Genomic DNA, 25,751 nt, shown 5'->3' with positions numbered 1-25,751 from the left:
AATGCCGATTTTTACCCACCCCGAATTCGATCACCACGAACACGTCCAGTTCTGTCATGACAAGGCCACGGGCCTCAAGGCCATTATTGCGGTGCACAACACGCGCCTGGGGCCAGCCCTGGGCGGTTGCCGCATGTGGCCCTATGCCGACGAGCAGCAAGCCTTGAACGATGTGCTGCGCCTGTCCCGTGGCATGACGTACAAGTCGGCGCTGGCCGGGTTGCCATTGGGTGGCGGCAAGGCGGTGATCATTGGTGACCCGCGCAAAGACAAGAGCGAGGCGCTGTTTCAGGCAATGGGTGGTTTTGTCGAGAGCATGGGCGGACGCTACATCACGGCGGCGGACTCCGGCACCGGGGTTGCTGAAATGGCCCTCATGGGCCAGCGCACCCGCCACGTGGTGGGTGCTGGCACCCGCGAACAACTGGGCGGTGGCACGCGCAGTGGTGACCCGTCTCCGGCTACCGCCCTAGGGGTCTTTATTGGCCTGCGTGAGGCAGTGTTGCAGCGTTTGGGGCGCCACGACCTGACGGGCCTGCGGGTGGCCGTTCAAGGGCTGGGTCAGGTGGGATACAACCTGGCCCGGCACCTGAAGGAGGCGGGCGCCGAGCTGTGGGTTCACGATATCCAGGAGGCCAATGTGCGCCGTGCTGTCGACGAACTCGGTGCCCATGCGGTCAGTGCACTGGATATTTACGGGCTCGATGTCGACGTGTTCTCGCCCTGTGCCATGGGTGCCATCATCAACGATGAAACCTTGCAGGTACTGCGTGCACCGGTGATTGCCGGTGCGGCCAACAATCAATTGGCCAAGGCTTCCCATGCCGATGAACTGTGGCGTCGGGGTTGCTTGCACGCACCGGATTACGCAATCAATGCGGGCGGCATTATTGACGTGTCTTACGAGTACAACGGTGGCACGCCTGAGCAGGTTCGCCAGCACGTTGAAGGCATTTGCGAGACGTTGCGTCAGATCTTTCTAAGGGCTAAAGCGCAGGACATGAACACCACGCGCATTGCCGACAGCCTCGCCCAGGAGCGTCTGAACGCGTGATAGCCAGGGCGCTGGTGCCCGCAGCAGGCAATCAGCGCCTTTTCACTTCAGCGGGCAGTCAGTTGTTGCATGTCGATAGCCTTGTCCAGCAATTGCCGGGATGGCTCCATAAGCAGCAGCAGGCTCAGCAGCAGATCCCGTTGAGAGCCCTGCTGATGCTCGCTGGCGCTTTGCGCATTGGCAATTGCGCAGCGCAAGTAATCCGAGGCCAGCACCAGAGCTTCTTCCTGGCTCACGTCATCGCTGACCTGGAAAATTTTCTTACCCGTAGCGTGTTGAGAAACAGGAGGTTTCAAATAATAGTCGAGGGCACGCTGGGTCGCGATGCTGTCCTTGATGGATTCAAGCCCGGCATCGGACTCGGTTTCGAAAGGGATTTTTGTTATTGGAGTCATGATTTACCTGCGTCTCAGGAGTTGATCGAGTCAGCTAAAGCAGATTAGTACATTAAGTATTTTTGTCTCATAAGTAAATAATACAATTCGTGTATTGTTGCGTCGAATTCAATCCGTATTGTTCGGCAGATGGATAAATGGATCGCTTTAGTCAGAACCAAATTGCGCGAGCTGAAACTCACGCAAGAAAAACTAGCCGAACGCGTCGGGGCTTCCCAGGGCGGAGTCGGCCATTGGCTCAATAAACGCCGTCAACCCGACTTGCCGACGATGAACAACGTACTTCACGCCCTTGGGCTGGAGCACCTTGAGGTCGCCCTGGTGATTCGTGAGCGCAACGAGGCGGGCGACAAGCCCGGGGTTGACGAATACACCTACGAGATCACATCGGCATTCCGCTACCCGGTGCGCGACTGGGTAGCGGCGGGTCACGTCAGCGAAAAGCTGCTGCCCGGTTATGCACCGCCCGGTACGCTGTTTGAAGTGAGTGATCACTACGCCAAGGGCGCTGCGTTCTGGCTGCTGGTCACGGGAGACGCAATGACTGCCCCGGTGGGGGTCAGCATTGCGCAGGGGATGATGATTCTGGTTGATCCGGACATCGAGGCCACGCCAGGCAAAATGGTCATCGCTCTTACGCCGGAATCCGATGCCACGACTTTCCGGCAGTTGATCGAAGAAAGCGGGCAACGTTACCTCAAGCCACTCAATCCGACCTACCCGAAAACCCTGTTTGATGAAAACTGCCGGATTATCGGCGTGGTGGTACAGGCCACTGCCAAGTTTTAGAAGCGGTGTGTCCATACTGCAAGTGAAAAGGCGGATACCGGTCACGGTACCCGCCTTTTCTCATTCCAGCTCGACCAGTGCCGAGCCCTCACTGACCATTTCACCTTCCTGGAAAAACAGCGCCTTGATCACGCCTGCATGGGGGGCTCGCAGGCTGTGTTCCATTTTCATGGCTTCCAGTACCACCAGCTGAGCACCGGCCTCGACGGTTTGCCCGACCTCGACCAGCACACGTACGATGCTGCCGTTCATCGGTGCAGTCAGGCCGCCCTGGGCCGTGTGACTGGCGTCCACGGCGCTGATCGGATCGTGCAGACGCACGCAGTGCAGTTCACCGTCCCAGCGCAGGTACAGCGCATCGCCCCGACGGATGGCCAGGTGCTGACGGCGTACACCGTCCTGCTCGATGAGCAAGTGTTCATCGCGCAAAGTGGTGGTGTTGCCACTGAGGTGGATAACCTGCTGTTCACCCTTGCAGGCCAGAACCAGCAATGTGTTTGCCGGCAGGCCGCTACGAAAGCCATTGGCTGCCGACCAGGGCGATGCCGGGTCATCGTTGCGCACCCGTAGCGGTTGGCTTTGGCTGAATGCCTGGGCAGCGGCAGACCAGAATGCCGTAGGCAAAGGTTCGGCAGCAGGCAGTAATTCTTCTTCGTAGCGTGGGATAAATCCGGTATCGAGTTCGGCTGCGGCGAAGGCAGGGTGGCCGATAATGCGGCGCAAGAAATTCAGGTTGGTTTTCAGCCCGCCAATAGCGAATTCATCGAGCATGGCCATCAGGCGCAAACGTGCCTGTTCGCGGTCTTCACCCCAAGCAATCAGCTTGCCCAGCATCGGGTCGTAGAACGGTGAAACTTCGTCGCCCTCGCTGACACCGCTGTCCACGCGACGGCCCGGGCCAGCGGCCGACTCGCGATACACCTCAAGACGGCCGGTTTGCGGAAGGAAATCATGGCCCGGGTCTTCTGCATACAGTCGCACTTCTATGGCATGGCCGTTCAACGGGACCTGAGCCTGGCTGATGGGCAGGGTTTCACCTCGTGCCACGCGGATTTGCCAGGCCACCAGGTCGAGGCCGGTGATGGCTTCAGTGACCGGGTGCTCAACCTGCAGGCGCGTATTCATCTCCATAAAGAAGAATTCGCCTCGCGCATCCAGCAGGAACTCTACAGTGCCCGCGCCCACATAACCGATGGCCTGGGCCGCACGCACGGCGGACTCGCCCATTGCCTGACGCTGTTCGACACTCAGGCCCGGTGCTGGCGCTTCCTCTACGACTTTCTGGTGGCGGCGCTGAATCGAGCAGTCGCGCTCATTGAGGTACAGGCAGTTGCCGTGCTGGTCGGCAAAAATCTGGATTTCCACGTGTCGTGGCTTGAGTACGTACTTTTCCACCAGCATGCGCGCATCGCCAAAGGACGACAGGGCTTCGCGCTGTGCCGAGGCCAGCGCCTCTGCCAGCTGGGCGACGTCCTCGACCACCTTCATGCCCTTGCCGCCGCCTCCTGCCGTGGCTTTGAGCAGCACCGGATAGCCGATGCGTTCTGCGGCGAGGCGAAAGGTTTCCAGATCCTGGGCGTCGCCGTGGTAACCCGGCACCAGCGGTACGCCCGCCACTTCCATCAAGGTCTTGGCGGCGGACTTGCTGCCCATGGCATCAATGGCACTGGCGGGCGGGCCGAGAAATATCAGCCCGGCAGCTTCAATGGCACGGGCAAAGCCTGCGTTCTCCGACAAAAAGCCATAACCGGGATGAATGGCCTGGGCCCCACTGGCCTTGGCGGCTGCAATGATCTTGTCGATTTTCAGGTAGCTGTCGGCCGCTTTGCTGCCCCCCAGGTCTACGCAGATATCGGCTTCGCGGCAATGCCGCGCATCGCGATCGGTCGCGCTGTGGACGGCTACTGTGGTGAGGCCCAGGGCCCTGGCTGTGCGCATTACCCGACAGGCGATTTCGCCACGGTTGGCAACCAGTACGGATGTCAGAATAGGGGCGCTCATGAACGCGGCTCCAGGGTCGATGGATCGGCTTGCCAGCTGGGGGCACGTTTTTGCAGAAAGGCGCGCAAGCCCTCCTGGCCTTCGGGGCTGACGCGGATGCGAGCTATGGCGTTTTCGCAGTAACGGCGAATAGCCAGGGTCGGTGCTCCGTGGCTGACTTCCCGCAACAGGTCCTTGCATGAGCGCATGGCCTGGGGGCTGTTGAGCAGCAGGTTGTCAATCCAGAGGTCGATGTGCTGTTCAAGCTCGGCGAGCGGGTAGCACTCCGATAGCAACCCCAGTTCCCGGGCACGTTCGCCGCTGAAGCGTTCAGCCGTCAAGGCGTAGCGGCGGGCAGCGCGCTCACCGATGGCCTGCACCACAAAGGGGCTGATCACCGCAGGTGCCAGGCCGATACGCACTTCCGACAGACAGAACTGCGCGTCTTCGGTGCCGATAGCCATGTCGCAGGCACTGATCAGGCCCAGCGCACCACCATAGGCCGCGCCCTGGACCACGGCCAGGGTGGGCATTTTCAGCTTGGCCAGGTTGTACATCAGCTCGGCCAGGTGGCGGGCGTCGTCAAGGTTGGTGTGGTAGTCCAGTTCGGCCGATTGCTGCATCCAGGCCAGATCGGCACCGGCGCTGAAATGCTTGCCGCGCCCGCGCAGCACCAGAAAACGCAGGGCAGGGTCGGCTTGTACGGCCTCCAGCGCCAGAATCAGCTCACGAATCATCTCGGCATTGAATGCATTGTTCTTCTGCTCGCGGCTCAACCACAGGGTGGCAAAGCCCCGGGGATCGGTGTGCAGTTCGAGGGTGTTGAAATCCATCATGTTTGTCAGTCCTGAAAGGCTGTGGGGTTACATCCGGAACACACCGAAACGGGTGGCTTCGACAGGGGCGTTCAAGGCCGCCGACAGGCCAAGGGCCAAAACCTCTCGGGTTTGCGCCGGATCGATCACGCCGTCATCCCACAAGCGCGCGCTGGAGTAGTAGGGGTGGCCTTGATGCTCGTACTGGTCGAGGATCGGCTGCTTGATCTCGGCCTCTTCCCGGGCTGTAAACCCGACGCCATTGCGCTCGGCCTGTTCGCGCTTGACCTGCACCAGCACACCCGCGGCTTGCTCCGCACCCATCACGCCGATTCGGGCATTTGGCCACATCCACAAGAAGCGTGGATCGTAGGCGCGGCCGCACATTCCGTAGTTGCCGGCGCCAAAGCTGCCGCCAATGATCACGGTGAATTTGGGCACCCTGGCGCACGCAACGGCGGTGACCAATTTGGCACCGTGCTTGGCAATCCCACCGGCTTCGTATTTCTGCCCGACCATAAAGCCGGTGATATTTTGCAAAAACACCAGGGGGATGCCGCGCTGACAGGCCAGCTCGATAAAGTGCGCGCCCTTTTGCGCGGCCTCGGCAAACAGGATCCCGTTGTTGGCCAGAATCGCCACCGGGTAACCCTGCAAATGGGCAAAGCCGCACACCAGCGTGGTACCGAACAGGGCCTTGAACTCATCGAATACCGAGCCATCCACCAGCCGCGCAATCACTTCGCGTACATCAAAAGGCTGCTTGGCATCAGCCGGGACTATGCCGTACAGCTCATCACGGTCGTACAGCGGTACCTGTGGTGTGCGCTGCTGCAACTGGCCCAGCTTGCGCCAGTTGAGGTTGGCAACGCTGCGCCGGGCCAGCGCCAGGGCGTGTTCGTCGCTGTCGGCATAGTGGTCGGCCACCCCGGAAATCTTGCAGTGCACATCGGCCCCGCCGAGGTCTTCGGCGCTGACCACTTCGCCCGTGGCGGCCTTTACCAGCGGCGGGCCAGCGAGAAAAATCGTTGCCTGTTGACGCACCATAATGGCTTCGTCGGCCATGGCGGGTACATAGGCACCGCCTGCGGTACAGGAGCCCATGACCACGGCAATTTGCGGGATGCCCGCTGCGCTCATGTTGGCCTGGTTGAAGAAGATCCGTCCAAAGTGCTCGCGATCCGGGAACACCTCGTCCTGGCGCGGCAAGTTGGCACCCCCCGAGTCCACCAGATAAATGCACGGCAAGCGGTTCTGCTCGGCGATGGTTTGCGCCCGCAGGTGTTTTTTGACCGTCAGTGGGTAGTACGAACCGCCTTTGACCGTCGCGTCGTTGGCGACAATCATGCACTCCACGCCCTCGACCCGACCAATGCCGGCAATGATCCCGGCTGCCGGAACGTCTTCGCCGTACACGTTGTAAGCCGCTAACTGACTCAATTCAAGGAAGGGCGAACCGCTGTCCAAAAGGCGGTCAATCCGTTCGCGAGGTAGCAACTTGCCTCGTGAGGTATGCCGCTCCTGCGCCTTGGCGCCACCGCCTTGTTGCACCTGCGCTAGCAGGGCATGCAAGGCGTCGACCTGTTTGAGCATGGCGTCGCGGTTAAGCCCGAACTCGGCCGAACGCGGGTTGATTGTCGTCTGCAAGATGGACATGCCTGCGCTCCTTAGCGGGTTTCGTTGAAGAGTTCGCGACCAATCAGCATGCGTCGGATTTCGCTGGTACCAGCGCCGATTTCATACAGTTTGGCGTCGCGCAGGAGGCGCCCGGCAGGGAATTCATTGATGTAGCCGTTGCCGCCGAGAATCTGAATGGCATCGAGGGCCATTTGCGTGGCGCGTTCGGCGCTGTACAAAATCACGCCGGCTGCATCCTTGCGCGTTGTTTCGCCACGTTCGCACGCGGCAGCCACGGCATACAGATAGGCACGGCTGGCATTGAGCTGGGTGTACATGTCAGCCACCTTGCCCTGGATCAACTGAAATTCGCCGATGCTCTGGCCGAATTGCTTGCGGTCGTGAATGTACGGCACGATCAGGTCCATGCACGCCTGCATGATCCCGGTGGGGCCGCCCGAGAGCACCACACGCTCGTAGTCCAGGCCGCTCATCAGGACCTTTACGCCGGCGTTGAGGGTGCCCAGCAGGTTCTCTTGAGGCACTTCGACGTCGTCGAAAAACAGCTCGCTGGTGTTGGAACCGCGCATGCCAAGCTTGTCGAAATGGCTACTGCGGCTGAAGCCTTTCCAGTCACGCTCAACGATAAATGCGCTGATTCCGTGCGGGCCTTTCTCCAGGTCGGTCTTGGCATAGATCACATAGGTGCTGGCGTCCGGGCCATTGGTGATCCAGGTTTTGCTGCCGTTGAGGACAAAGTGGTCGCCGCGTCTGTCGGCGCGCAGTTTCATCGAAACCACATCGGAACCGGCGTTCGGTTCGCTCATGGCCAGGGCACCGACGTGTTCGCCGCTGATCAGCTTGGGCAGGTATTTGAGTTTCTGTTCGTGGGTGCCGTTGCGGTTGATCTGGTTGACGCACAGATTGGAGTGGGCGCCGTAGGACAGGGCCACCGATGCCGAGCCGCGGCTGATTTCTTCCATGGCCACCACATGGGCCAGATAGCTCAGGCCGGTGCCGCCGTACTCTTCTGAGACGGTGATGCCGAGCAACCCCATGTCACCGAACTTGCGCCACATGTCGGCCGGGAACAGGTTGTCCTTGTCGATTTGCGCCGCCCGTGGCGCCAGTTCGGCAGCGACGAATGCCTGGACCTGATCGCGCAGCATATCGATGGTTTCGCCCAGGGCGAAGTTCAGGGTGGGGTAGCTCATGGGGCACCTATATTCATTGTTCTTGTGGAGGCGGTTACTGCGTCGCCATTGATAACCTTTACGTTAACGTAAACTTGGCGCCTTTAACTGTCAACGACCTTTACGTTAACGTCAACTTAGGCCAGAGTATTTGTTGTTCTTCAAATGAGCCGGTGCAGTACGCGCCTTGCTCATGCTCCCAAAACAATCACAAGAGGAGTTGCCATGAAGTTGCAATCCGTCCCCAGTTACAGCCAGGGTGCGCTGGACAAGCCGCTGCTGGCGATGACGATAGGCCAGGCTTTTGATCAGACTGCTGCGCGTTACCCGCAGGGGGAGGCGTTGGTGGTACGCCATCAGCAGCAACGTTATACATGGGCACAATTGGCCGAGGAGGTCGACCTGCATGCCAGGGCACTGCTGGCTTTGGGTTTGCAGGCAGGGGACCGGCTGGGGGTGTGGGCGCCTAATGGCGCCGAGTGGTTTATCAGCCAGTTTGCCAGCGCCAAGATTGGCGTGATTCTGGTCAATATCAACCCGGCATACCGGCTCTCGGAACTCGAATACGTACTCAAGCAATCGGCGTGTCAATGGTTGGTGTGTGCGGGCGCGTTCAAGACGTCCAACTATCACTCCATGCTCCAGGAGTTGATCCCTGAGCTGGCGGAGCAATCGGTCGGGGCGCTGGATTGTGTGCGCTTTGCCGATTTGCGTGGGGTCATCAGCCTCGCGGCTGAGCCGCCGGCAGGTTTTTTGCCGTGGTCGCACCTTGCCATGTTGGCTGACGAGGTCGAACCGGAGCAGTTACGCTGCCGCGAAGCCAGCCTGCACGTCGACCAGCCGGTCAATATCCAGTACACCTCGGGCACTACGGGCTTCCCCAAGGGTGCGACCCTCAGCCATCAGAACATTCTCAATAATGGCTATATGGTAGGCGAAAGCCTGGGGCTGACGGCCAGCGACCGTCTGGTAATCCCCGTGCCGCTTTATCACTGCTTTGGCATGGTGATGGGTAATCTGGGTTGCGTGACCCATGGCACTACCATGATCTACCCTGCGGAGGCCTTTGACCCGGGCCTTACGCTGCAAGCGGTTGCGCAAGAGCGCGCCACCGGGCTGTACGGTGTGCCGACCATGTTTATCGCCATGCTCGACCACCCGCAGCGTGCCTCGTTTGATCTGTCGAGCCTGCGCACGGGGATTATGGCCGGGGCCACATGCCCGATCGAGGTCATGCGCCGCGTCATTAGTGAAATGCATATGGGCGAAGTACAAATCGCCTATGGCATGACCGAAACCAGCCCGGTATCGATACAGACGGGGCCTGCGGATGAACTGGAATTGCGGGTTACCACGGTGGGGCGTACCCAGCCACAACTTGAGAGCAAGTTGATCGATGCTGCGGGCAACACCGTTGCCCGGGGTGAGATTGGCGAGTTGTGTACCCGTGGCTACAGCGTGATGCTCGGTTACTGGAACAACCCGCAGGCCACCGCTGATGCCATCGACGGTGACGGCTGGATGCATACCGGTGACCTGGCGCAGATGGATGAGCAGGGCTATGTACGCATTGTGGGGCGCAACAAGGACATGATTATTCGCGGTGGAGAAAATATTTACCCGCGGGAGCTGGAGGAGTTCTTTTTTACCCACCCGGCAGTGGCTGACGTGCAGGTTGTGGGTATCCCTGACGCCAAATATGGCGAAGAGATCGTTGCCTGGATCAAGTTTCATCCCGGGCATACGGCCAATGAACTTGAGCTGCAAACCTGGTGCAAGTCGCGGATTGCGCACTTTAAAGCACCGCGTTTTTTCAAGTTTGTCGATGCATTCCCGATGACCGTGACCGGCAAGATCCAGAAATTCAAAATGCGCGAGATCAGTATTCAGGAGTGCCAACAGAAATGACCAAACCCGTGGGAACGGGCTTGCTCGCGATGGCATCACCGCGATTTGCCAGACAGACCGCGGCGCCTGAATCGCGAGCAGGCTCGCTCCCACGGGGGTATGCAGTTAAGCAAATTATCAAACCACAGACAGCACAAAGGGGAGCCGAGGCTCCCCTTTAATATGTCGTTGCGTGCTCTTTTTTTATTATTGAAGGGCGGTCTATTGTTGTTTTTGGAACTCGCCCTTTTGCTGCGTTTTTGTGCGACCCCCATCCGGGGTCAAGAGCAAACGTATTTTTTTGAGCGCTGATCCACTTTTATCACCGGCTATCAAACCCGTGATCCAACCTGTGCGGGTGCTACCTGAAGGTAGTTTTATTCTTCTCTGCCCGGTTGCGAGGTGGTTTTTAGGCGCCTCGGAAAAGTAAACCTTCTCCAAAAAAATCTGTTAGCTGCGTCTCTGCCGTGTTGTTTTTGTTATGTCAGAGTCGTTTCGTATTGTTTTTATTATGTTGCTGCGGTTTTTATTCTTGTTATGCCATAGAGATAGCAGGAGCCGTGCCAACTTTTAAAAACCCTTATAAATCAACTACTTGAAAATAAAGGCAATAAAAAACCGGCCTTGGGCATGGCCGGTTTGTTTCCGTGTTACTCGTTTGTGTGGCGGCGAGGTAACACCCCGGAACACTTTTTAGCCCTGGCGGGCCTTTGCCACCCGTGATCCGGTAACACGACCCAGCACCTTGCAGATGTGCGCGCCGGCCAGTAACAGCTTGTCCATGTCGACCCCGGTTTCGATGCCCATGCCGTTGAGCATGTACAGCACGTCTTCCGTGGCCACGTTACCGCTGGCACCCTTGGCATAGGGGCAACCGCCGAGGCCGGCGATGGAGCTGTCGAATACCGCGATGCCTTCCTGCAGGCTGGCGTAGATATTTACCAGCGCCTGACCGTAGGTATCGTGGAAATGCCCGGCGAGTTTTTCCCGCGGGACGCAAGCCGCTACCGTCTCAAACAGGGTGCGTGTGGACGTCGGTGTACCGGTGCCGATGGTGTCGCCCAGTGACACCTCGTAACAGCCCATGGCGTACAGCTCCTGCGCTACCTGTGCCACCTGCTGCGCACTGACCTGGCCTTCATAAGGGCAGCCCAGCACACAGGACACATAGCCGCGTACGCTGATGCCGTGCTGCCTAGCCGCTTCAATAATGGGCACAAAGCGCGCCAGGCTTTCGCTGATCGAGCAATTGATATTGCGTTGCGAGAACGCTTCGGATGCGGCGGCAAATACAGCGACTTCCTTTACCCCGGCGGCCACGGCATCTTCAAAACCACGCAGGTTCGGTGCCAGCGCACCGTAGACTACGCCCGGCTTGCGGCGGATTTGTGCGAAGACTTCAGCCGAACCGGCCATTTGCGGCACCCACTTGGGGGAGACAAAGCTGCCGGCTTCGATATAGCCCAATCCGGCGTCGGTCAGGGCGTCAACCAGTTGCACCTTGTCCGCGACACTGATGGGTTGGGCCTCGTTTTGCAGACCGTCGCGCGGGCCTACTTCGATCAGCCGCACATGGGTTGGAAGTGTCATGGGGATCACCGTGTCCGTTGAAATGGGGTCTTGCCCAACCCTCACCCCAGCCCTCTCCCGGAGGGAGAGGGGGCAGATGGGGGTGTGCTGGAGTTCGCAGGCGGTCAGTCAGAGCGAGGGACTGTTAGTCGTCTGTTTTTTTATGGTCTGTTCCAGCGCCTGGAGACACCGCTCTTCAGCGGTATCGAGTTCCAGCTGCATCTGCTGGATATCCAGCAACTGCTGCTCAAGCTGCTCGCGGCGTTCGGCGATTTTGGCCAGCATGCTGTTGAGCTGTTTCTGGTTGCCGCTGGTGGGGTCATAAAGCTCGATCAGTTCGCGGCATTCGGCCAGCGAAAAGCCGATGCGCTTGCCGCGCAGAATCAGTTTCAGGCTGACTTTGTCCCGCGCCGAATACACCCGCTCCTGACCGCGTCGTTCAGGGGCGAGCAGGCCTTGCTCTTCATAAAAGCGAATGGCACGGGTGGTGATGTCAAGTTCACGGGCAAGGTCGGAAATACTGTACGTCTGGCTGCTCATGGGCGGGCTCTGGAGAAATCGTGTTGCTAAACTAAAGGTTGGTTGACGTATACGTCAAGCAGGCTTGCGGCTTCGAATTTCTGTTGTTGCTGGCACAGCTCTATCAGTTGCTCGCGCATCCAGCGATTGGCCGGGTCTTGCTCGGTACTTTCGTGCCAGTACAAATGGGTTTCCACATTGGGCAGTTCATTGAGGGGCAAGGCTACAAAGTGCAGGCCATGGCGGCGGGCAAAACGCTCGGGCACGGTCATTGCCATGTCGGTTTGCTGCAGCACATTGGAGGCCATCAGGTAATGCTGCGAGCGCAGGGTGATCTTGCGCTGCAGGCCCATCTTGCCCAGGGCCAGGTCGACCTCGCCGAGGCCGTTGCGTCGGGTCGAGATATGAATGTGGGTCAGCGCCAGGTATTCATCCAGGCTCAGGGTTGCCTTGCCGGCTGATGGGTGGCCCTGGCGCATGGCGCAGACGTAACGGTCTTCCATCAATTTGACATGGCGTACCTGCGGGTCGGTATTGAGGGGGGCATCTATCGCAAAATCCAGACGCCCGGCAGCCAGATCACTGGTGGTCTCACGCCGATGAGAGAGAAAACTCTCGACCACCACCGAAGGCGCCTGACGCCGTAGCCGCTGGAATAGCGGCGGCAAAATCACCGCTTCTGACAGGTCTGTCATGCTGATGCGGTAGGTCTTGTTGGCTTGCAGGGGGTTGAAGGTGCGGCTTTCCTGCACCGAAACACGCAACAGCGCCAGGGCACTGCGCACCGGGCTGATGATGTTCTGTGCCATGGGGGTGGGCACCATGCCCTGGGCGGTGCGCACGAACAGCGGGTCATTGAAGCTCTCGCGCAATCGCGCCAGGGCATTGGACACGGCTGGCTGGGTGATGCCGATAATCTGCCCGGCGCGGGTCAGGTTGGCTTCGGTATAGATGGCGTCGAAGACGATAAACAGATTGAGATCGACCTTGTTCAGGTTCATGACGCGCTGGCTCTTGTTATTGGAAAGGAAAACGCGCCCCGATCATATATTGCTTATGAATGGTAATACACGTCGTTAATAGATGGCGCAAATAAAGGGTGGCTAATCTAGCATCGGGTATCACTTTTCAGCAGCCCGGTAGAAGGTAGTCACTTATGGATTTCGCTTACTCTCCGAAAGTTCAGGCCCTGCGTGAGCGTGTGACAGCGTTTATGGACGCCCATGTTTACCCGGCGGAGGCGATTTTTGATCAGCAGGTGGCTGAAGGTGATCGCTGGCAGCCCACAGCGATCATGGAAGAGTTGAAACTCAAGGCCAGGGCTGAAGGGCTGTGGAATCTGTTTTTGCCAGAGTCCGAACTGGGCGCCGGGCTGACCAACCTTGAATACGCGCCGCTGGCAGAAATCATGGGGCGCTCGATGCTGGGTTCCGAGCCCTTCAACTGCTCGGCACCGGATACCGGCAATATGGAAGTACTGGTGCGCTACGCCAGCGAGGCACAAAAAAAGCAGTGGTTGGAGCCGCTGTTGCGGGGTGACATTCGCTCGGCGTTTGCCATGACCGAACCGGACGTCGCCTCGTCGGATGCTACTAATATGACGGCATGCGCCGTGCGTGACGGTGACGAGTGGCTGATCAATGGCCGCAAATGGTGGACGTCGGGAGCTTGTGACCCTCGCTGCAAGATCATGATTTTCATGGGCTTGAGCAACCCTGAAAATCCGCGGCATCAGCAGCACTCAATGATCCTGGTGCCGGTAGACACCCCAGGGGTGAAAATCGTACGGCCACTGCCGGTATTCGGCTACGACGATGCTCCTCATGGTCATGCCGAAGTGCTGTTCGACAACGTACGAGTGCCGTATGAAAACGTTTTGTTGGGTGAAGGCCGGGGCTTTGAAATTGCCCAGGGGCGTCTTGGGCCGGGCCGGATTCACCACTGCATGCGCTCGATTGGCATGGCCGAGCGGGCACTGGCTTTAATGTGCAAGCGTTCGCTGGCACGTACCGCGTTCGGCAAGCCGCTGGCACGTCTGGGGGCCAATATCGACAAGATCGCCGACTCGCGCATGGAGATCGACATGGCGCGCCTGTTGACCCTCAAGGCTGCGTATATGATGGACACGGTAGGCAACAAGGTGGCCAGAAGTGAAATCGCCCAGATCAAGGTTGTCGCGCCCAACGTTGCCTTGAAGGTGATTGACCGGGCCATTCAGATGCATGGCGGGGCAGGGGTTTCGGCGGATTTTCCGCTGGCTTATATGTACGCCATGCAGCGCACGCTGCGCCTGGCGGATGGCCCGGACGAAGTACACCGGGCGGCAGTGGGCAAGTTTGAGCTGGATAAATATGCACTCTAGGGAGAGGGGGCATTTGACCTTGCACACTCAATAAACCCACACCTCAACCCGACGATTCTTCTGGCGCCCTTCATCTTCGATATTGGCTGCCACCGGCATTTGTGCGCCATAGCCCCGAATCTCCCTGGGCACCACGCCGCTTTTCACCAGCTCGCGGCGTACGGCCATCGCCCGCAACGTTGACAGCAATTGTGCACGCTGCGGGTCATCCTTGGCATCGCCAAAACCCACCAGTGTGATCTGTTTGTCGAGTTTGCCATGGGCGCTAAGGTAGTCGGCCACACGCAGCAAGTCCTGACGCGCCTTGTTATCCAGTGAGGCGCTGCCTTCTTCAAAACGGAAGTTGACTGACAGGCGCTGTGCCTCCCGCGTCAGCGCCTGATACGCCTGGGGCATGTGCGCGCCCGGTAGCACGCTGCCAGCTTGTACGCTTTGGGCGACAAAGCCGTTTTGCCCGACAATGGCCTGACCTTGCGGGCTTTGGGTGAAGGCAACCAGTGCTTTTGCCCAGGGATTTATCGTCGAGGGAGGCAGGTAAAAGAACAGACGCCGCGACAAGGGGTAGTCTTCGCTGGCAATCAGGCTGGTGAGCGGCAGCATGGGCTGCGATGCGCCATCAACGATAGCCAGGGCCTTGGCCTCACGGATATACGGCAGGCCGATAAAGCCGATGGCTTGTGGGTCACGGCTGACGGCATCGGATAGCTCTTCGCTGGATTCGAAACGCTGTGCCGTACTGCTCAAGGACTGCCCGTTGCGGTTCAAGACCAGCTCTTTAAAGGTCTCCCAGGTGCCGGACTGGCCATCGCGGGCATATAAATGAATGGCACCACCGACCCCGCCCAGCTGTTCCCAGCGGCTGATCTGGCCACTGAAAACCTGTGCCAGTTGCTCGGTATCAAGCTGATTGAGCGGGTTGCGCGGGTGGAGAATGATCGCCAGGCCATCGATGGCAATCACTTGTTCGGCGCTCGGGCTTTTCAGGTCTCCCAGGCGCTCAAGGTCTACCAGTTCGCGGTCCTTGATGGGGCGCGAGGACGCCACCAGATCCGCATGCCCGGCGGCCAGGGCAGTAAAGCCGGTACCCGAGCCATGGGCGGCGACATCCACCCGGATCTGCCGGCCCTGCGCCGTGGTGCCGACAACAGTGTGCTCGTTGGGCGGGATGACCGGGACACTGTGGATGTCATGCAGGCCTTGCTCGGCGAGCATGGCGCTGACCAGTGCAGGGCCAAGGTTGGCGCCGATGGTGTTGGAGCCCTGGATGCGCAGGTCGGCAGCGCAGACCAGGCCGGTCAGCGCGCATAACAGGGTCAAGGACATAAGACGCAGCATCGGCAGGCACCTTCCTGGAGCCATAGAAAGGCCTGCAATTTAAGTCAGAAAGGTTTCAAGCCGATGACAGGCCCCTCTGTAGCAGCTGCCGAAGGAACGAGGCTGCTGCTAAGGGATTGTTCTTAGCTCAATTCCAGCCAGATCGGCGCATGATCCGATGGTTTTTCCATGCCACGCAGGTCGTAGTCCACACCCGCTGCCTTGATTCGTGGCACCAGCCCCTGGGAAGCAAGGATCACGTCAATGCGCAGGCCACGCTTGGGCTCATCCTCAAAACCACGGCTGCGGTAATCGAACCAGCTGAAACGGTCGGCCACGTCCGGGTGCAGGTAGCGAAAGCTGTCCACCAGGCCCCAGCCCTTGAGACGTTCCAGCCACTCGCGTTCTTCCGGCAAAAAGCTGCACTTGCCGGTCTTCAGCCAGCGCTTGGCGTTGTCCGGGCCGATACCGATATCGCAGTCCTGCGGCGAGATATTGATATCGCCCATTACCACCAGTGGTTGTTCATTGCTGAACTGGCTTTCAAGCAGCTGCTGCAGGTCGCTGTAGAAACGCTGCTTGGCCGGGAATTTGGTGGGGTGATCGCGGTTTTCGCCCTGTGGGAAGTAACCATTCATGATGGTCACCGGCTGGCCGTTTTCGTCAGCGAAAGTGCCCCAGATAAAACGCCGCTGGGCGTCATCTTCATCACCGGCAAAACCCTTGTGCAGCTCCAGAGGTGCCTGGCGCGAGAGCAGGGCGACCCCGTAATGGCCTTTTTGACCATGGAAGTGCACGTGATACCCCAGCGCTTCGATGTCGGCGATGGGGAACTGATCGTCATGGACCTTGGTTTCCTGCAGGCCGATCACGTCAGGCTGGTGTTTCTCGATCAGCGCTGCCAGCTGATGTGGCCGAGCGCGCAGGCCGTTGATGTTGAATGAAACGATTTTCATGGGCGGGCAGTCCTGAACAAAACTGCGATGCTAGCGGACTGACGCTCTGGCTGCCAGCGTGCAGTGGGGCAAATGCACTGCTAACGTAGGATGCACTTGGCCATGATGGAACTGTTGTGGCCCTCGGGGGTTCGTACGCATTAGAAGCGCCGCTATCCAGGCCGCGCCGGGGAGTTGATCGCATGACGCAAACGCCGAACGCCACCAGTCAGATCCAGTTGCTTGACAGTGGCTATTCAAGAGAAGCGCGCTCCTTGCTGTATCAGGCCTATCGCCATGAGCCGACATTCCGCTTTCTGTTCAACGCCGAGCGCAGCGGTTACGAACAACGGGTTCGCGCGACAGTGCGGGAGCTGGTCAGGCAACATTTTTTTCAGGACTTGCCGGCGCTGGGGTTGCTGGTCAATGACCGCCTGGTGGGCATTGCCCTGATTGCCCCGCCGCAGCGGCGCCTGGGGATTACCGAAAGCTGGGCCTGGCAGTTGCGCATGGTGCTCAGTGCCGGGCTGAACTGCACGCGGCGGTATCTGGACTATCACCAGGCAGTGCAGGCCTGCGTGCCGGGAGATGCCGTGCATATGCTGCCGTTGCTGGGTATTCATCCCGAATTCCAGGGTTTGCATTACGGTGAGCAGTTGCTTGAAGCAGTGCATAACTGGTGCGCCGAGGACGAGCACTCCGAAGGTGTGGTGCTCGACACCGGAAACCCGCATTACCTTGAATTCTACAAGCGCCAGGGCTATGTGGAGATCGGGGAAGTTGCGGTGGGGCCGGTGATAGAACATGTGTTCTTCCATGCCAATCCGCAGGTGTCACATACCGCAACGGTTTGAACACGAACTTTTTGCCCGTTGACGCGCTCTATGAGCACCCCAGCCCGTGATAGCATCCGCGCCTATGACGTTCCCAGGAAGATTTACCAGTGGTGTTGTCCTGCTGCTCAGCAGTTTTGCGGCGTGTGCCCAAAGCGAGTTGGTGGTCAAGGTCAAACCGGCAAACGACGCCCTCAAGGCCAACGTGGAAGGCTATATTGGCAGCCTCGGCGATCGTGACGAGAAAGCGCTTTTGCGTTTTCAACGTGGCGCGCAGGAGCAGGCCCTGAAAGCCTCCCAGGCCTTGGGTTACTACCAGCCCTCCATCGACGCCGAGGTCAAGCCCGGCGATCCGCCGCGTCTGGTGTTGAGCATCGATCCCGGCGAGCCGGTGCATCTGCGCAACGTCAACGTGCGCGTCGAAGGCCCGGCCGCTTCGCTGAAGGCCTTTCAGATACCGGCCAGCGATGATCTCAAACCCGGCGCGGTGCTCAATCAGGGCAACTACGAAGACGCCAAGCGCCTGATCCAGAACCGTGCCCTGCGTTACGGTTTTTTCAATGGTAAATTCACTCAGCACGAACTGCTGGTCGACCCCAAGGGCGGTTTTGCCGATATCAATCTGGTCTACGAAAGCGGCCCGCGTTTTTTTCTCGGTAAAGTCAGTTTTGCCGGCGATGCACCCTTTGACCAGACCTTGCTGCAACGCATGGTGCCGTTTACCCCGGATACCCCGTACGACTCGGAACTGGTTGCCGAACTTAACCAGAACCTGCAAAGCAGTGGCTACTTTGAAGTGGTGCGCGTCGATGCCGCACCCAGTACTGCGGTGGGGCAGGTGATCCCGGTCGACGTCGACCTGGAAACCCGCAAGCCGCGCACCATGACCCTGGGCCTGGGTTACTCGACCGATACCGGAGCCCGTGGCAAGGCCAGCTGGATGCGCCACTGGGGCAACCCGCGCGGTGACAGCTACGGCTTTGAATCCGAAATATCCCAGCCCAAGCAAAACGTCGGTGCCTGGTATGACATCCCGCTGGATCCACCGCTGACCGATAAACTGCGTCTTGCTGCGGGTTATCAAAACGAAGAAATCGCCAACACCGACACCTTGAGCAAGCTGCTCACGGTCGGCCCGGAGTGGCACAGCAAACTGGATAACGGCTGGACGCGCGTCATCTCGCTCAAATGGCAGCATGAAGAGTACCGCCTGGGCGATGACTCGGGCCTGAGTACCTTGCTGATGCCGGGCGTCAGCTATTCGGTATTGCGCAGCGACAACCGCATCGACCCCAGTCACGGCTACAGTGTGACCACGGATATGCAGGTGGCCAAGCAAGGGTTGATGTCCGATACCAACCTGCTGCATGGCGATGTGCAGTTCAAGGCGTTGACCACCCTGTGGGAAAAACACCGCTTTTTGGGCCGGATCCAGTTTGGTGGCAGTGCCACCAACGGCTACAAATCGATTCCACCGTCACTGCGCTTCTTCGCCGGTGGCGACCAGAGCGTGCGTGGTTATGATTACCAGAGTCTGTCGCCGAAAAACTCCGAAGGTGATCGTATTGGCGGGCGCTACATGCTCGCGGGTAGCCTGGAATATCAATATCAGTTCGCCGAAAAGTGGCGCTGGGCGACCTTTGTCGACCAGGGCAATGCGTTCAACACACTGGACTTTCCGAGCCTGAAAACCGGGGTCGGCGTTGGTATTCGCTGGATCTCGCCGGTAGGCCCCATACGTCTGGATCTGGCCCATGCGCTGGATGACGATGGCGGTGTCCGTTTGCACTTTTCGATGGGGCCAGAACTGTGATTCGTGGTTTGAAAATAGCCGGGCTGGTGCTGGTGGCGTTGGTGCTGCTGGCCGTTGTCAGTGTGGGCGTGATTCTGGGTACGCAAGCAGGCAGCCGCTGGGTGCTGGGGCAGGTACCGGGTTTGCAGGTGGAGAATTTTGCCGGGCGCCTGGGCGGCCAGTGGGGTGCCGATCATCTCTTGTGGGAGCAAGGCACCAGCCGGGTGGAGGTAAGCCGGCCGATCTTTGCCTGGTCGCCGGGCTGTCTGACCCGCATGACGCTATGTATCGATCAATTGCAGGCTGACGCCATCAGCCTGCAATTTCCGCCCAGTGAAGACAGCAGCAGCGGGCCGATCAGCCTGCCGGAGCTGAAATTGCCGCTGGCGATTGAAGTGGGTGTGGTCAAGGTCGGCAATGTACTGTTCAACGGCATCGAGCAGCTCAAGGGCATGCAGATGTCGGCGCAGTGGACGGCCAAGGGCTTGCAGCTCGACTCGGTGCAGGTCGAGCGCGAAGACCTCAACGTTGAACTGTCCGGCCTGCTGCAACCCAATGGCGACTGGCCGTTGACCTTGCAAGGTAACGTCAGCCTGCCAGCTCCGGATGGCAAACCCCTGGCGATCGCGCTCAAGGTTGATGGCAATCTGCGTACTAGCTTGAACCTCAAGGCCGACACCACCGGTTATATCAATGCGCACCTGACGGGCGAGCTGCAGCCTTTGGCCGACAACTTGCCGGCGCAATTGAAAATCACCGCCGAACCGTTCAAGGCCAGCCCCGATCTGCCGGACACCCTGGTGCTCAATCAGTTGTTGCTGACGGCCAAGGGCGACCTCAAGGACGGCTATGAATTGAATGGCAGCGCCCTGTTGCCTGCCGAAAAACAGCCAGTGAACCTGCAGCTCAAAGGCCGCGTGGATGCCAAGGGTGCGCAGATCGCTGCGCTGGACCTGACCGCCAACCCGCAGCAGCGCCTGAAACTGTCGGGGCAAGTGGACTGGCATGAAGGCTTGAGCGCCGAGGCCAAAATCGACTGGCTGGAGTTTCCCTGGCACAACCTGTATCCGCTGATCGACAAGCCTGATGTGGATTTGCGCACGTTTGTGGGTGAAGTGTCCTATCGCGACGGTAATTATCTGGGCAACTTCAAGGCGGACCTTGATGGCCCGGCGGGCAAGTTCAGCCTCAGCAGCCCGTTCAGTGGCGATCTGGGCAAGGTCTTCCTGCCGCAGCTCAAACTGGTGGCCGGGCAGGGCAAAGCCGAGGGCCACGTCAATGTGCAGTTTGCCGATGGCGTGGTGTGGGACACGGCGCTGGACCTGAGTGCGCTCAACCCTGCGTATTGGGTGGCCGAGTTGCCTGGCACGCTGGCAGGCCCGTTGCGCAGCAAGGGTTCATTTAAAAACGAGCGTCTGGAGCTGGATGCCAATCTCGACCTCAAGGGCCGTTTGCGCGGCCTGCCTGCGGTGCTGCAAGCCAAGGCCCAGGGCGCCGGTGAGGCCTGGACCGTCAGTGCGCTGGATATTCGCCTGGGCGATAATCGCATCAATGGTAGCGCCAGTTTGCAGCAGCAAATCAAGGCCCAGCTTGATCTCAATATGCCGCGTCTGGGCCAGCTGTGGCCCGAACTGCGCGGTCAGCTCAAGGGCCGTGTCGATGTAGGCGGAACCCTCAAGGCACCGCAAGGCAAAGTGGCGCTCAATGGGCAGCAACTTGCGTTTGCCGACAATCATCTGCAAAACCTGACCCTGGATGCCAGCCTCGATCGCAACCAGCGTGGCCGCATCGACCTCAAGGGCAGCGGCATCCGCGCCGGTGACACCCAACTGGGCGTGCTCACCGCCAACGGCAGTGGCGATATCAAGCGTCAGCAGCTCAAGCTGGATTTGCAAGGACCGTCGGTGCAACTGGGCCTGGCCGTGGATGGCGGCCTGGACAAAGGCAACTGGCGCGGGCGACTGGCCAGTGGCGACGTCAAGGCCGGCGGCCAGGCCTGGGTGCTGCAAAACCCGGCACGGCTGGAGCGCCTGGCCGATGGCCGGCTCAATCTGGGCGCGCAGTGCTGGCTCTCCGGCCCGGCGAGCTTGTGCAGCGAAGAGCAGCGCCTGGTGCCGGACCCGAAACTGCGTCTGCACCTCAAGCAGTTCCCCCTCGACAGCCTGGCTGAGTGGTTGCCCAAGGACTTCCAGTGGCAGGGCCAGCTCAATGCCGACTTGATGCTGGACTTGCCTGCCAGCGGGCCTAAAGGCCAGGTGGTGGTGGATGCCAGTGGTGGCACGTTGCGCTTCAAAGACAAGGGCCAGTGGCTGGACTTCCCATACCAGGCGTTCAAGCTGACCAGCAACCTGACCCCTAACCGGGTTGAATCGCGGCTTGATTTCGATGGTGGCAAGCTGGGGCAGTTGATGCTGGCAGCGCGGATCAATCCGCTGCCCAAAAGCAAACCTGTTACCGGTGAATTCCGTCTCACCGGGCTGGATGTGTCGATGATTCGTCCGTTTGCGCCGATGGTGGAAAAACTCACCGGCCAGCTCAACGGCTCTGGCACGATATCGGGTGCTTTGCTGTCGCCCCATGTCAACGGCAATGTGGCCCTGACCGGCGGTGAAATCTCGGGGCCGGAGCTGCCGACCAACTTCGAGAATGTGCAGCTTTCGCTGGCCATCAACGGCGAAACGGCGCAGATCAATGGCGGCTGGACCAGCGGCGACAAGGGCCAGGGCAGCGTCAGCGGCAATGTGGCCTGGGGTCAGGCAGTGGCGGTCAATGTGCTGGTCAAGGGCAACAACCTGCCGGTGACGGTCGAGCCTTATGCCAAGCTGGAAGTCGCCCCGGACCTGAAAATCTCCCTCAACCCCGACAACACCCTGTTGATCGCCGGTACGGTGAACGTGCCCAAGGGTGAAATCGTGGTACGGGAATTGCCACCCTCGACGGTCAAGGTGTCAGATGACACGGTGATTGTGGGCCAGCAGACGACGGGTGAAGCCGCGCCGATGCAGGTCGACATGGATATCACCGTGGTGGTGGGGCAGGAGTTGCTGACATTCTCCGGCTTTGGCCTGAACGCCGATCTGGCGGGGCAGGTGCATATTGGCAACGACATGGACACCCGTGGCGAGCTGCGCCTCAATAACGGTCGCTACCGTGCCTATGGCCAGAAGCTGACCATACGCCGTGCGCGTTTGCTGTTCGCCGGGCCGATTGACCAGCCTTATCTGGATATCGAAGCGGTCCGCCAGACCGACGACGTGATTGCCGGGATTCGCCTGACAGGCAGTGCGGAACAGCCCACTACGCAAATCTTCTCGGAACCGGCCATGAGCCAGGAACAGGCGTTGTCTTACCTGATCCTTGGGCGTCCGCTAACGGGTACCGGGGAAGATGAAAACCTGCTGGCGCAGGCGGCGCTGGGCCTGGGCCTGATGGGCAGTTCGGGGATTACCACCAGCCTGGCCAACCACCTGGGGATCAAGGATTTTGAGCTTGATACCGAAGGTACCGGCAACAGCACGGCAGTGGTGGCCAGTGGCAAGATCAACGAGCGGCTGAGCGTACGCTATGGTGTGGGTGTGTTTGAACCTGCCAGTACCATTGCCCTGCGTTACAAACTGAGCAAGCGTGTGTATGTCGAAGTAGCCAGCGGTTTTGCCAGCTCGCTGGATATCTTCTACAAACGGGATTTCTGACGTGCTGTGATATGACCTGATGGTGTGGGAGCGAGCCTGCTCGCGAAACAGGCGACGCGGTTTGCCTGTATCGCGAGCAGGCTCGCTCCCACAGGATAGGGTAAAGGTAGTGCAGTCTCAGAGCGTGAGCTGCTTCATCGTTGCTTCGGCATAGCGCAACCCGGCCACGGCGCTGGCCGGGAATATGCTTTCCAGTGCCGCCAGCTCGCTGGCGCTCAGCTTGACCTCCAGCGCTCCCACATTCTCCTGCAGATACTTGCGTTGCTTGGTGCCCGGAATCGGGATCAGGTAATCGCCCTGTGCCAGTAACCAGGCCAACGCCAGTTGCCCGGCCGTCACGCCTTTTTCGGCAGCCAGGGTTTGCACTTGTTCGACCAACAGCAGGTTTTTGCCGAAGTTCTCACCTTGGAAACGGGGATTGAAACGGCGGAAATCGTCTGCGGCAAAATCGTCCACGGTTCTTAGCGCACCGGTCAAAAATCCCCGACCCAGCGGGCTGTAGGGCACAAAGGCAATGCCCAGGCGCTGACAGGCTTCAAGGCAACCGTTGCCTTCCTGGTCGCGGCTCCACAGCGAGTACTCACTTTGCAATGCGCTGATCGGATGCACTTTGTGCGCTCGTTCAAGGGTCGCCACCGATGCCTCGCTCAGGCCCAGATAACGCACCTTGCCTGCCTTGACCAGACCTGACAGCGCGCCGACGGTTTCTTCAACCGGTACGTTCGGGTCCATGCGGTGCTGGTAGTACAGATCGAGCGTCTCAACCCCAAGGCGCTTGAGGCTGCCTTCGACGGCCTGGCGGATGTACTCGGGGCGACCATTTATGTCGCGAAAGGCCGGATTGGCCGGGTCGCGGACGATGCCGAATTTACTGGCCAGAAACACTTGCTCGCGTTTCCCGCGAATGGCCTGGCCAATCAGTTCTTCGTTGGTGTGTGGCCCATAAATGTCGGCGGTATCGAGCAGGTTGATGCCCAGTTCCAGAGCGTGGTGCAGGGTGGCCACGGCTTCGCGGGTGTCGCTGCCGGTGGTGTAGAAGTCGGTCATGCCCATGCAGCCCAGGCCAATAGCGCTGACCTGAGGTCCGTCTTTACCCAGTTGGCGAGTGTGCATGCGAGGTGCTCCTGAATGAGTGGGGTAGGGCTATTCTTCACCTCGACAGTGGCAAGATAAACAGGGTAAATACACCATCACTGTTCGTAATTTCTAAACAATGGAGGGGTTATGGACCGTTTCAACGCGATGCGGGTCTTCACTCGCATCGTTGAACTGGGCGGCTTTACCAAGGCTGCCGACAGTCTGCAATTACCTCGTGCATCGGTGACGGTGTTGATCAAGCAACTGGAAGCGCATTTGGGCGTGCAACTGCTGCATCGCACCACTCGCCAGGTCAGTCCGACCCTGGATGGCGCAGCGTACTACCAGCGCTGCGTCAACCTGCTGGATGATCTTGAAGATGCCGAAGGGCTGTTTCGCGGCAGCCAGCCCAAAGGCACGCTGCGGGTCGAGATGCCCGCTTCGGTGGGGCGTCTGGTGGTGTTGCCGGCCTTGCCGGAGTTCACGGACCGTTACCCGCAGATCGAACTGGAAATCGGCCTCAACGACCGCCCGGTGGACCTGATTCGGGAAGGTGTGGATTGTGTGATCCGCGGTGGACTGACCATGGACGACTCCCTGGTGGCGCGGCCCCTGGTGCAGATGGATCAGGTGACATGCGCCAGCCCCGCCTATTTGCAAGCTCGCGGTGTACCGCAATCGCTCGAAGACCTGAGCGGGCATCAGGTGGTGGAATATTTCTCCAGCGCCTCGGGCAAGCGTTACGGGCTGGAATTCCAGGTCGATGATGAAGTGCGCCTCGTCGACTTGCCCAAGCGGCTTGCGGTCAACAGTGCCGAGGGGTATCTGGCGGCGTGTGTGGCGGGGTACGGGCTGGTGCAAACCCCCCATTACCATGTTGCGCAGCTGGTGCGCGAAGGGCGCCTGCAAGAAGTGCTCAGAGACTGTTTGCCACCGCGGCTGGCGTTAACAGCCTTATATCCACACCATCGGCAATTGTCGCCGCGGGTACGTGTCTTTGTGGATTGGCTGGTGGACCTGTGTGCCCGGCCGGGGAGTGCCTTCAAACGTTAGCCCGGGCCTGCAGGGCAGGCCCGGGATGTTCGTTGGTGGCAGCCAAAAAGCTGGCTTGGCTGTAAGATGGGGCCCGATTTTTTCAATTTCTCCATGAAAACCGACCCGGTTGGCGGCTTTCGTATACGGACTTACTGTCAGGAACAGGTCATGACCCCTTCGCAGCGCTTGAAATACTCGATTTTGATATCACTGGTGGTTCTGGGCATCATGTTCGGCCTTTCTTACTTGCAAAACGCCGGCATGATCACCGAGAAGATGTTCCAGTACATCGCCATCGGTGTGGCCGTGGTCGTGGTTGTCATCAACGGCGTCATGCGCCGCAAGACCAAGATCTAAGCTTCGATCTTGCCGGTCAAAACGGCTTCAGCCTGTGGATGCAGGCTGTAGCTCTTGTCGCTGTTGAGTACCACCACCCCTTCGCTGCACAGGCGCTTGAGTACCTCGCGCACACTCAAGAATGACAGCGGGATATCCAGCGCCTGCAAGTGGCTGTGCATGCCGCGCACCCCCAGCCTGCGATCATTGCCTGCAGCCGTTAACAGCGCGTCAATGACCTTGAGCCGCACCAGGCTGGTACGCAGCCCGAAACACTTGAGCAGGTGGCGGATCCGTTCGTTGCCTTGCAAGGGCGCGAGCGCTTCCAGCAGCCCGGTATCGGGCTGAAAATCGACTTCGCGATGCGGGTTTCTACCATCCGTTGGTATTTGCTGGTTATGCATGCAAAAAACTCCTTTTCAGAGCCTGATCAGGAAAAGAAAAAAATGCTCTTACTTAACTAGACGAATGAGCGACAGAAATCATGAACATTCAAATGTAGAAATTTTGTCGTGAATTCGTCTCAATCGCGTTTGCGACCAGTGTAGGCGGGGGTT

At 59.3% G+C, this 25,751-nt stretch carries 21 protein-coding genes; 9 read left to right on the top strand and 12 right to left on the bottom strand.

What is annotated here, in order from left to right; translation table 11 throughout:
• The first annotated feature begins 1 nt into the window (after nt 1).
• On the top strand, nt 2-1,054 hold the full coding sequence (locus tag HBN79_RS14780) for a Glu/Leu/Phe/Val dehydrogenase dimerization domain-containing protein (RefSeq protein WP_169916847.1): 1,053 nt from the start codon (nt 2-4) through the stop codon (nt 1,052-1,054).
• A 47-nt stretch (nt 1,055-1,101) separates the two neighbouring features.
• Here HBN79_RS14780 and HBN79_RS14775 read toward each other — a convergent pair whose 3' ends face one another.
• Nucleotides 1,102-1,449 (bottom strand): DUF3077 domain-containing protein, encoded by a 348-nt coding sequence (locus HBN79_RS14775; RefSeq protein WP_095001682.1) that lies wholly within the window; start codon nt 1,447-1,449, stop codon nt 1,102-1,104.
• A 129-nt stretch (nt 1,450-1,578) separates the two neighbouring features.
• Between HBN79_RS14775 and HBN79_RS14770 the strand changes: the two genes are divergently transcribed.
• Nucleotides 1,579-2,238: a S24 family peptidase gene (locus tag HBN79_RS14770; protein WP_095001681.1), complete on the top strand. Its 660-nt coding sequence runs from the start codon at nt 1,579-1,581 to the stop codon at nt 2,236-2,238.
• 60 nt (nt 2,239-2,298) lie between these two features.
• Here HBN79_RS14770 and HBN79_RS14765 read toward each other — a convergent pair whose 3' ends face one another.
• The 4 genes from HBN79_RS14765 to HBN79_RS14750 are packed head-to-tail and all read right to left on the bottom strand — an operon-like array spanning nt 2,299 to nt 7,864.
• On the bottom strand, nt 2,299-4,239 hold the full coding sequence (locus HBN79_RS14765; protein WP_169916846.1) for an acetyl/propionyl/methylcrotonyl-CoA carboxylase subunit alpha: 1,941 nt from the start codon (nt 4,237-4,239) through the stop codon (nt 2,299-2,301).
• Entirely contained in the window at nt 4,236-5,054 is an 819-nt protein-coding gene (locus HBN79_RS14760) for a gamma-carboxygeranoyl-CoA hydratase (protein ID WP_095025486.1), read from the bottom strand. Before HBN79_RS14760 ends, HBN79_RS14765 begins: the two co-directional genes overlap by 4 nt.
• A 27-nt stretch (nt 5,055-5,081) precedes the next feature.
• Nucleotides 5,082-6,689 (bottom strand): carboxyl transferase domain-containing protein, encoded by a 1,608-nt coding sequence (locus HBN79_RS14755; protein ID WP_095001678.1) that lies wholly within the window; start codon nt 6,687-6,689, stop codon nt 5,082-5,084.
• 11 nt (nt 6,690-6,700) lie between these two features.
• A complete protein-coding gene (locus HBN79_RS14750; RefSeq protein WP_095022892.1) occupies nt 6,701-7,864 on the bottom strand; it encodes an isovaleryl-CoA dehydrogenase in 1,164 nt (387 codons plus the stop codon).
• A 204-nt stretch (nt 7,865-8,068) separates the two neighbouring features.
• Between HBN79_RS14750 and HBN79_RS14745 the strand changes: the two genes are divergently transcribed.
• On the top strand, nt 8,069-9,751 hold the full coding sequence (locus HBN79_RS14745) for an AMP-binding protein (RefSeq protein ID WP_153327882.1): 1,683 nt from the start codon (nt 8,069-8,071) through the stop codon (nt 9,749-9,751).
• A gap of 672 nt (nt 9,752-10,423) precedes the next feature.
• Here HBN79_RS14745 and HBN79_RS14740 read toward each other — a convergent pair.
• From HBN79_RS14740 to HBN79_RS14730, 3 genes are all read right to left on the bottom strand, one after another.
• On the bottom strand, nt 10,424-11,320 hold the full coding sequence (locus HBN79_RS14740; RefSeq protein ID WP_095001675.1) for a hydroxymethylglutaryl-CoA lyase: 897 nt from the start codon (nt 11,318-11,320) through the stop codon (nt 10,424-10,426).
• A gap of 108 nt (nt 11,321-11,428) precedes the next feature.
• A complete protein-coding gene (locus HBN79_RS14735; protein ID WP_095001674.1) occupies nt 11,429-11,839 on the bottom strand; it encodes a MerR family DNA-binding transcriptional regulator in 411 nt (136 codons plus the stop codon).
• 26 nt (nt 11,840-11,865) lie between these two features.
• Nucleotides 11,866-12,819, bottom strand: a complete 954-nt coding sequence (locus HBN79_RS14730) for a LysR family transcriptional regulator (RefSeq protein WP_095001673.1) — start codon at nt 12,817-12,819, stop codon at nt 11,866-11,868.
• A 155-nt stretch (nt 12,820-12,974) separates the two neighbouring features.
• On the opposite strand from HBN79_RS14730, the gene HBN79_RS14725 reads away from it, so the two are divergent.
• Nucleotides 12,975-14,180 carry an acyl-CoA dehydrogenase gene (locus HBN79_RS14725; protein WP_095019302.1) on the top strand — a complete coding sequence of 402 codons (1,206 nt, stop codon included), beginning with the start codon at nt 12,975-12,977 and terminating at the stop codon, nt 14,178-14,180.
• Between the two features lie 27 nt (nt 14,181-14,207).
• Here the strand turns inward: HBN79_RS14725 and HBN79_RS14720 are convergent, their stop codons facing one another.
• Nucleotides 14,208-15,503 (bottom strand): phosphate ABC transporter substrate-binding/OmpA family protein, encoded by a 1,296-nt coding sequence (locus HBN79_RS14720; protein ID WP_240043176.1) that lies wholly within the window; start codon nt 15,501-15,503, stop codon nt 14,208-14,210.
• Nucleotides 15,504-15,637: 134 nt separating this feature from the next.
• The gene (xthA, locus tag HBN79_RS14715; RefSeq protein WP_095001670.1) at nt 15,638-16,450 is read right to left on the bottom strand and encodes an exodeoxyribonuclease III; all 813 of its coding nucleotides are present in this window, start codon (nt 16,448-16,450) and stop codon (nt 15,638-15,640) included.
• Nucleotides 16,451-16,632: 182 nt separating this feature from the next.
• Here xthA and HBN79_RS14710 point away from each other — a divergent pair, with 182 nt between their 5' ends.
• The 3 genes from HBN79_RS14710 (at nt 16,633) to HBN79_RS14700 (ending at nt 22,746) form a co-directional block, all read left to right on the top strand.
• Nucleotides 16,633-17,283 (top strand): GNAT family N-acetyltransferase, encoded by a 651-nt coding sequence (locus HBN79_RS14710; RefSeq protein WP_095001669.1) that lies wholly within the window; start codon nt 16,633-16,635, stop codon nt 17,281-17,283.
• Nucleotides 17,284-17,347: 64 nt separating this feature from the next.
• The gene (locus tag HBN79_RS14705; RefSeq protein ID WP_095001668.1) at nt 17,348-19,075 is read left to right on the top strand and encodes an autotransporter assembly complex family protein; all 1,728 of its coding nucleotides are present in this window, start codon (nt 17,348-17,350) and stop codon (nt 19,073-19,075) included.
• Nucleotides 19,072-22,746 carry a translocation/assembly module TamB domain-containing protein gene (locus tag HBN79_RS14700; protein WP_169916845.1) on the top strand — a complete coding sequence of 1,225 codons (3,675 nt, stop codon included), beginning with the start codon at nt 19,072-19,074 and terminating at the stop codon, nt 22,744-22,746. The genes HBN79_RS14705 and HBN79_RS14700 overlap by 4 nt, the downstream gene beginning before the upstream one ends.
• Nucleotides 22,747-22,863: 117 nt before the next feature.
• Here the strand turns inward: HBN79_RS14700 and HBN79_RS14695 are convergent, their stop codons facing one another.
• Nucleotides 22,864-23,859, bottom strand: a complete 996-nt coding sequence (locus HBN79_RS14695; RefSeq protein ID WP_169916844.1) for an aldo/keto reductase — start codon at nt 23,857-23,859, stop codon at nt 22,864-22,866.
• A 111-nt stretch (nt 23,860-23,970) separates the two neighbouring features.
• Here HBN79_RS14695 and HBN79_RS14690 point away from each other — a divergent pair, with 111 nt between their 5' ends.
• Both HBN79_RS14690 and HBN79_RS14685 read left to right on the top strand, forming a co-directional pair.
• Nucleotides 23,971-24,876: a LysR family transcriptional regulator gene (locus HBN79_RS14690; protein WP_095001665.1), complete on the top strand. Its 906-nt coding sequence runs from the start codon at nt 23,971-23,973 to the stop codon at nt 24,874-24,876.
• A gap of 150 nt (nt 24,877-25,026) precedes the next feature.
• Complete coding sequence (locus HBN79_RS14685) at nt 25,027-25,215, top strand: hypothetical protein (protein WP_095020889.1); 189 nt, start codon at nt 25,027-25,029, stop codon at nt 25,213-25,215.
• Here the strand turns inward: HBN79_RS14685 and HBN79_RS14680 are convergent.
• Entirely contained in the window at nt 25,212-25,598 is a 387-nt protein-coding gene (locus HBN79_RS14680) for a fe2+ zn2+ uptake regulation protein (RefSeq protein ID WP_169916843.1), read from the bottom strand. The genes HBN79_RS14685 and HBN79_RS14680 overlap by 4 nt on opposite strands.
• Nucleotides 25,599-25,751 lie beyond the last annotated feature (153 nt).

This window comes from Pseudomonas sp. WS 5051, from assembly GCF_012985715.1.
Classification (GTDB): Bacteria; Pseudomonadota; Gammaproteobacteria; order Pseudomonadales; family Pseudomonadaceae; genus Aquipseudomonas; species Aquipseudomonas bubulae.
The sequence above is the reverse complement of the archived record's forward strand: the minus strand, read 5'-3'. Positions and strand labels throughout refer to the sequence as shown.

Coding starts and splice junctions, on each gene's coding strand:
- HBN79_RS14765 (WP_169916846.1), bottom strand. CDS start 4,239: ATGAGCGCCCCTATTCTGACATCCGTACTGGTTGCCAACCGTGGCGAA.
- HBN79_RS14780 (WP_169916847.1), top strand. CDS start 2: ATGCCGATTTTTACCCACCCCGAATTCGATCACCACGAACACGTCCAG.
- HBN79_RS14710 (WP_095001669.1), top strand. CDS start 16,633: ATGACGCAAACGCCGAACGCCACCAGTCAGATCCAGTTGCTTGACAGT.
- HBN79_RS14745 (WP_153327882.1), top strand. CDS start 8,069: ATGAAGTTGCAATCCGTCCCCAGTTACAGCCAGGGTGCGCTGGACAAG.
- HBN79_RS14770 (WP_095001681.1), top strand. CDS start 1,579: ATGGATAAATGGATCGCTTTAGTCAGAACCAAATTGCGCGAGCTGAAA.
- HBN79_RS14690 (WP_095001665.1), top strand. CDS start 23,971: ATGGACCGTTTCAACGCGATGCGGGTCTTCACTCGCATCGTTGAACTG.
- HBN79_RS14755 (WP_095001678.1), bottom strand. CDS start 6,689: ATGTCCATCTTGCAGACGACAATCAACCCGCGTTCGGCCGAGTTCGGG.
- HBN79_RS14775 (WP_095001682.1), bottom strand. CDS start 1,449: ATGACTCCAATAACAAAAATCCCTTTCGAAACCGAGTCCGATGCCGGG.
- HBN79_RS14730 (WP_095001673.1), bottom strand. CDS start 12,819: ATGAACCTGAACAAGGTCGATCTCAATCTGTTTATCGTCTTCGACGCC.
- HBN79_RS14740 (WP_095001675.1), bottom strand. CDS start 11,320: ATGACACTTCCAACCCATGTGCGGCTGATCGAAGTAGGCCCGCGCGAC.
- HBN79_RS14760 (WP_095025486.1), bottom strand. CDS start 5,054: ATGATGGATTTCAACACCCTCGAACTGCACACCGATCCCCGGGGCTTT.
- HBN79_RS14695 (WP_169916844.1), bottom strand. CDS start 23,859: ATGCACACTCGCCAACTGGGTAAAGACGGACCTCAGGTCAGCGCTATT.
- HBN79_RS14735 (WP_095001674.1), bottom strand. CDS start 11,839: ATGAGCAGCCAGACGTACAGTATTTCCGACCTTGCCCGTGAACTTGAC.
- HBN79_RS14705 (WP_095001668.1), top strand. CDS start 17,348: ATGACGTTCCCAGGAAGATTTACCAGTGGTGTTGTCCTGCTGCTCAGC.
- HBN79_RS14685 (WP_095020889.1), top strand. CDS start 25,027: ATGACCCCTTCGCAGCGCTTGAAATACTCGATTTTGATATCACTGGTG.
- HBN79_RS14720 (WP_240043176.1), bottom strand. CDS start 15,503: ATGTCCTTGACCCTGTTATGCGCGCTGACCGGCCTGGTCTGCGCTGCC.
- HBN79_RS14725 (WP_095019302.1), top strand. CDS start 12,975: ATGGATTTCGCTTACTCTCCGAAAGTTCAGGCCCTGCGTGAGCGTGTG.
- HBN79_RS14680 (WP_169916843.1), bottom strand. CDS start 25,598: ATGCATAACCAGCAAATACCAACGGATGGTAGAAACCCGCATCGCGAA.
- xthA (WP_095001670.1), bottom strand. CDS start 16,450: ATGAAAATCGTTTCATTCAACATCAACGGCCTGCGCGCTCGGCCACAT.
- HBN79_RS14750 (WP_095022892.1), bottom strand. CDS start 7,864: ATGAGCTACCCCACCCTGAACTTCGCCCTGGGCGAAACCATCGATATG.